4 protein-coding genes and 1 riboswitch are annotated in these 5,844 nt (G+C 78.1%); all 4 genes read right to left on the bottom strand.

Going from position 1 to position 5,844, the window contains the following annotated elements:
• On the bottom strand, window positions 1-1,065 hold a 1,065-nt coding region (locus VR45_RS39090; protein WP_234326613.1), incomplete at its 3' end, for a HAMP domain-containing sensor histidine kinase.
• A 5-nt stretch (window positions 1,066-1,070) separates the two neighbouring features.
• Entirely contained in the window at window positions 1,071-1,814 is a 744-nt protein-coding gene (cseB, locus tag VR45_RS39085) for a two-component system response regulator CseB (RefSeq protein ID WP_045944720.1), read from the bottom strand.
• A 303-nt stretch (window positions 1,815-2,117) separates the two neighbouring features.
• Entirely contained in the window at window positions 2,118-5,171 is a 3,054-nt protein-coding gene (locus VR45_RS39080; protein ID WP_078897457.1) for a LuxR family transcriptional regulator, read from the bottom strand.
• Window positions 5,172-5,297: 126 nt separating this feature from the next.
• Window positions 5,298-5,456 (bottom strand): hypothetical protein, encoded by a 159-nt coding sequence (locus VR45_RS47650; RefSeq protein ID WP_159394531.1) that lies wholly within the window; start codon window positions 5,454-5,456, stop codon window positions 5,298-5,300.
• 34 nt (window positions 5,457-5,490) lie between these two features.
• A riboswitch (SAM riboswitch) is annotated at window positions 5,491-5,614 on the bottom strand.
• Window positions 5,615-5,844: the final 230 nt, after the last annotated feature.

The raw sequence follows: 5,844 nt of genomic DNA, 5'->3' as shown, positions 1-5,844 counted from the left end.
CTCCTCGGGCAGGCCCGGGGCGCGGACCCGCACGGTGGAGCCCTCGACGGTGACGAGCACCGGGGCGCCGCCGTGCCGGTGGGCGTTGACGACGAGATTGCCGACGATCCGTTCCAGTCGGCGCGGGTCGGTCTCGACGGTCTCCGCCGCGCCCGTGTCCAGCTCGGTGTCCAGCCCGGTCCGCTGGACGGCCTCGCGGACGACCTCGCCGAGCGGGACCCGGGCCCGCACCGGCTGCTCGGCCCCGGCGTCCAGCCGCGAGATCTCCAGCAGGTCCTCGACGAGCGCCCGCAGGTCCCGCACCCGGGCCCGGAGCAGGTCCTCCGTCGGGCCCGCCGGCAGCAGGTCGGCGGCGGCCAGCAGGCCGCCGACGGGGGTGCGCAGCTCGTGCGCCACGTCGGCGGTGAACTGCCGCTCGACCCGCAGCCGACGGGCCAGGCTGTCGGCCATCAGGTCGACGGTGGCGGCGATGTCGGCCACCTCGTCGCGGCCCTCGGTGGGCCCGGTGCGGGCGTCGAGGTCCCCGGCGGCGATCCGGTCGGCGGTCTCGGCGACCCGGCGCAGCCGGCGGGCGAGCAGCCCCGCCCCGTACGCGGCGAGCGGGGTGGCGGCTGCGAGCGCGATCAGCGAGGCCACGGCCATCGCCGCGTCGAGCCGGGGCAGGTCGGAGAGCTCCGGACCCATGTTGACCTGGACGGCGAGCACCGGGCTGCCGGGGCCGCCGGTGCGCTGGGCCGCCCAGACGCTCGGGCCGACGTTCCCCTCGACCCGGTCGACGACCAGGGTGTGCCGCTCGCCGTCGACCGGGTCGCGCAGCGCGGCGGGCAGCTTCGCCGGGTCGAGGGCCGCGCCGTCGGAGAGGGCGCCGGTGCGCCGGTAGACGTCCATGGCCGCGTAGACGGAGTTGAACGCCCGGGCCTCGGCGCGGGAGCGGATGTCGTGCGCGGTCCACAGGTGGACCAGCACGCCGACCGCCGCGACCACCAGGCAGGCGGTCGCGGCGGCCAGCGCGGCGATCTTCCGGCGCAGCGAGGTGCGGCGGTCCCGGCGGTGTCGCAGGCGCACCGGGCTCAGCGCCTGAACTTGTAGCCGAAGCCGCGGACCGTCTCGATCCGCTCCCGGCCCAGCTTCCGGCGCAGCCGCTGCACGCAGAGGTCGACCACCCGGCTGTCGCCGTCCCAGCCGTAGTCCCAGACGTTGCGCAGTAGGGTGTGGCGCTCCAGGACGACGCCCGGGTGGGCGGCGAACTCCAGCAGCAGTTTGAGCTCGGTCGGGGTGAGCGCCACCGGGCGCCCGCCGAGGGAGACCTCCAGCCCGGCGGTGTCGACGGTGAGGTCCCCGAAGTCGAGCACCGTCCGGTCGGGCTCCCGGTCCCCGTCGGGTCCGCCGCCGGGCGCGGCCGCGGGGGCGGGGGCGTAGGTGGCCCGGCGCAGCAGGGAGCGGATCCGGGCCACCAGGACGTAGGTGTCGACGGGCTTGACCACGTAGTCGTCGGCGCCGGCCTCCAGACCGGCGACCACGTCCAGGCCGTCGCCGCGCGCGGACATCATCAGCACCGGCACCAGGCTGGTCTCGCGGACCCGGCGGCACAGGCCGATGCCGTCCAGGCCGGGCAGCATGACGTCGAGGATCAGCAGGTCGAACGCTCCGTCGCGGAAGAGTTCGAGGCCGGTGAGGCCGTCGGCGGCGGCCGTCATCCGGTAGCCGTAGCGCTCCAGCGCGGTGGTGAAGGCGCCGCGCATCAGGTCGTCGTCCTCGACCAGCAGCACGCGGACGGGGCGCGGGGGTTCCTGGGCCGGGGCGGGCGAGGACACGGCGGACGGCTCCTGTGGGACGGGGCGGCGCGGGGGGAGGCAGGCCGCGCACGGGGACGGGCCGCCAGGGGAACGATACGACAGCCGGCGGGCGGGCCGGGTGCCGTGCGAGCGGGCCCCCGGCCTCGGTCCCGCGTCCGAGCCCCGGGGCGAATCCGCAGGTCGGAGGGGTCTCCCGGGCTCATGACGGCGCCCCGGACACCCCGGGCGGGGCGGTGTCCGGGGCGTCCGGGGCGGCGGTCCGACGCAGGGTGGAGCGCTTCCCGATACCCGGTGGATACACGGGCGCGGGCCGCGCCGCCCTCAGCCGGCGACCAGGTCCGCCCGGCGGGGGAAGCCCGGGCGCGGCGGGGTCCCGTCGGCGGCGCCCGGCGGGACCGGGCCGAGCAGCCGGGCGAGGTCGACCCGGCGGCGGACGCCGAGCTTGCGGTAGACCCGGGTGAGGTGCTGCTCGACGGTCGACACGGTGATGTAGAGCTTGCGGGCGATGTCCCGGTTGGACAGGCCGCGCGCGGCGAGCTCGGCGACCCGGCCCTCGGCCTCGGAGAGCCCGCCGGCGGTGCCCTCCGGGACCGGAGCGGCGACCGGGAGCGGTCCGGCGACGGGGACTCCGGCGACGGGAACGGCCCCGGCCGGGGATCCGGCCACCGGCGACAGGGCCACCGGCAGCAGCGACACCGGCGGCAGGGCCACCGGCGCGGGCGTCTCCGGCCGGACCGGCACCACGGCCAGTGCCGGGGTCCGGCGCAGCCTGCGGTCCGCCCGGCGGGCCCGGCCCGGGTCGCCGTCGTGCTGGTGGGCCTCGCTCAGCTCCCCCAGCGCCGCCGCCAGCTCGGACTCCGCACCGGCCTCCTCCAGCACTGCGACGGCGCGCTCCAGCAGCTCCGTCCGCTCGGCCGGTCCGCCCGCCGCCGCCCGGATCCGCAGCGCCAGGCCGCGGATCCTCGGGTGGCCGACCGGCCCGAGCCGGGCGAGCTGCTGGTCCGCGAGGGCGGCGGCGCTGCCCGGCCGGCCGAGGGCGAGCTGGGCGCGGGCCGCCCCGAGCCGCCAGGGCGCGATGGCCGGCAGGTGGTCCACACCCCAGCGGGCCATGGTGTCGCCGCAGGCCCGGTAGTCGGCGAGGGCCTGCTCGGCCCGGCCGAGGGCGAGCCGGTGACCGGCCAGCGCGTACCGGTGGTGCAGGCCGGCGGGCGTGTGCTCCAGGCCCGCCGGGGTGGCCAGCTCCAGGAAGTGCGCCGCGTCCTGGTGCAGGCCGAGCGCGGTGCGGGCGGCCGCCATGGTCGCCAGCGGCAGCCCCACGGCCACCCCCCAGGCCTCCGGCCGGACGTGCGCGAACGCGGCGCGCCCGGCCTCGTCGGCGCTCCGCAGGTCGCCCTGGCGCAGCGCCGCCTCGGCGCGCAGCGCGGCCAGCAGGGCGTTCCAGTGGGCGCCGCAGCGGGCACCGGCGCGTTCGGCGAGCGGGGCGCACCAGTGGGTGGCCCGGTCGGCGCGGTCGGCGTAGAGCAGGACGGTGAGCGCGGCGGTGAGCGATTCGGTGCGCACGCCGCCGAGGCGCCCGGCGCGCAGCACGAGTTCGGCGCGGACCACGGCGTCCTCGGGGGACACGGAGCCGGCGAGGAGGGCGGCGAGCAGCCGCATGCCGTCGCCCCGGTCGGCGGTGGCGCCGTCCTGCGGCCCGGTCCGGCGGGCCGGGTTGGGGAGCAGCGCGGGGTACCAGTAGGCGAGCCAGTGGCGCAGGGCCTCGGTGTGGACGGCCTGGCCGGGGACGGCTTCGAAGCGGGCGAGCGCGGCGGTGCCCTCGTCGATCCGGCCGTGCCAGAAGTGGTGGCGCAGGCGCTTGAGTTCGTGGCGCAGCGCGGTGTCGGCGTCGGTGACGGTGCCGGGGAGGGTGGGGACGCATTCGACGGCGGGACCGGTCGGCGCCGGGCCGGACCACAGCTGCAGCGCGTGGGCCGGTACCGGTCCGAAGCCGCCGGTGGCGGCGGTCCCCGCCGCGGCCTCCTGCTTCCCTGCGACCTCGTCCTCGGCGACGTCCGCCGCGGCGGTGCCCTCCGCAGCGGCGTCCGCCGCTACCGCGGCCCCGGGACCGACCCCGGGACCGGGAACCTCCCACACCCCGCCGCCGCCGAACTCCGGCAGCACCGCGCCGGGATCCCCGGGACCGGCGGCGGGCGCCGGTCCGAGCGAGCTGCGCAGGTGCCCCTCGGCCACCCGGGCGTGCCCGTCGACGGTGGCCGCCGTCGCGCCGGCGGCGCGCAGCAGCCGGCCGGCCCGCTGGTGCAGGGCGGCGAGTTCGATCGGCCGCATCGCGGCGAGCAGGTCCCCGGCGGCGGTGGGGTGGCGGAAGCCGCCGTCCCGGAACAGCCCGGCCGCGTGCAGCAGGTACAGCGCCCGGGGCAGCGCGTCGGGGGCGAGCAGCAGCAGTTCGGCGAGGAGTTCCGGGGTGGCCCCGGTGCCGAGCACGGCGACGCCGCGGGCGTAGTGCAGGGCGAGCGGGTCGATCCGGTGCAGGCAGTGCATGAGGCCGCGCCGGTAGCCCTCGCCGACGACCAGGGTGCCGGGGCTGCCGGCCCGTTCCTGGTCACCGACCAGGCTGTGCACCAGCAGCGGGTTGCCGCCGGTGAGGGTGTGCGCCTCGGCGGCGTGCCGCTCGGCGGCCGCGGCGCCGAGGCGGGTGCGCAGTACTTCGGCGACGAGTTCGGTGCTGAGCAGGTCGAGCCGGATGTGCTGGTGGTGCGGCTGGCGGGCGAGTTCGACCTCGAACAGCGGGTGCGCCGGGGTCATGGTCTCGCGCGAGCTGAGGACGGTGAGCACGCCGGTGCCCCGGGTGCGGCGGACCAGGTAGAGCAGGAACTCCAGGGACTGCGGGTCGGCGTCCTGCCGGTCGTCGACGGCGATCAGGACGGGGGCGCGTTCGGCCAGGCCGCGGACCAGCCGGAACAGGCCCTCCAGGACACGCTGGGTGAGCTGTCCGGTGGGGCGGTCGGAGGGGGCGGGGACGGTGCCGGAGGCCGCGCCCTCGGCGAGCAGGGCCTCGGCGGTGGCGGCCTCCTCGGGGGCGAGGTCGGCGCCCTGGAGGAGTTGCCGGGCCAGGCCGAGCGGGAACTCGCGTTCGAGCGGCGAGCCGGTGCCGACCAGGACCTGGACGCCGCGCTCGGCGGCGGTGTCGGTGAAGGCGTAGAGCAGGTCGCTGCGGCCGCTGCCGACGGAACCGTGCAGCACGATCACGCTCCCGGCACCGGCCGCGCAGCGGTCGAGGGCGTGGTGCAGCCGCAGGTACTCGGACTCGCGGCCGGCCGGCGGGGTTCTCGACGGATCGTACGGATCGTACGGCGGGGACACGGGAAGGGGGGACATCCGTTCTCCTGGTGCAGGGCGCACGGGAGGACGGGCCGCTGGGCGCTCCTCCTCGCGCGGGTTCGTGGGCGAGGGAATCGGACGGACCGACCGGGGCGGGCGGGGACGCCCGGCCGGCCGACCGGCTCAGCGACAGAGGGAGCTGGCGCGCCGCAGCAGGTCGACGTCGAGGCGGGCGACCAGGCGGAGGCCGGCACGGAGCAGCGGGGCGGCGGACGTCGTACGCGAACCGATGAGCGACGACGGCTGCGAACCGGCGCGCTGTCCGCCTGCCCGCTGTTCCACGACGTTCTCCGTCCCCCGCGCCCTCCCGGGCCCAAAACCGCGCTTGTGACGGTCCGTCGGTCGGACGCACCCTCACCTGGCTTATCCCCGGGGCACCCCACCGCAGTGTGGGGGTTGCCGGTCAGCCGGCCGGGGCCTTGGGGCTGACACTCTTCGCCGCCCCCGAGTCTAGGAAGCGCCCGGCGAGTGCGTCAATCGGCTGCGGGCACCGGAATCCGGCCCACCGGCCGGTTCGCCACGGGCCGCAACGGTCGCGCAACACGCCCGCCACAGTGCGACCCGGGGCCGGCCCCGGCCAGCCCCCGCGGCCCGGTCGGAGGCCCGGTCCGCGGCTCATCCCGCCAGGCCGTGGCCGGCCAGCCGGCGGCGCAGCCCGGCGAGTTCGCGC

This window comes from Streptomyces sp. NRRL S-495 (assembly GCF_000966955.1).
Taxonomy (GTDB): domain Bacteria; phylum Actinomycetota; class Actinomycetes; order Streptomycetales; family Streptomycetaceae; genus Kitasatospora; species Kitasatospora purpeofusca.
This window is presented reverse-complemented; position numbering and strand designations above follow the sequence as displayed.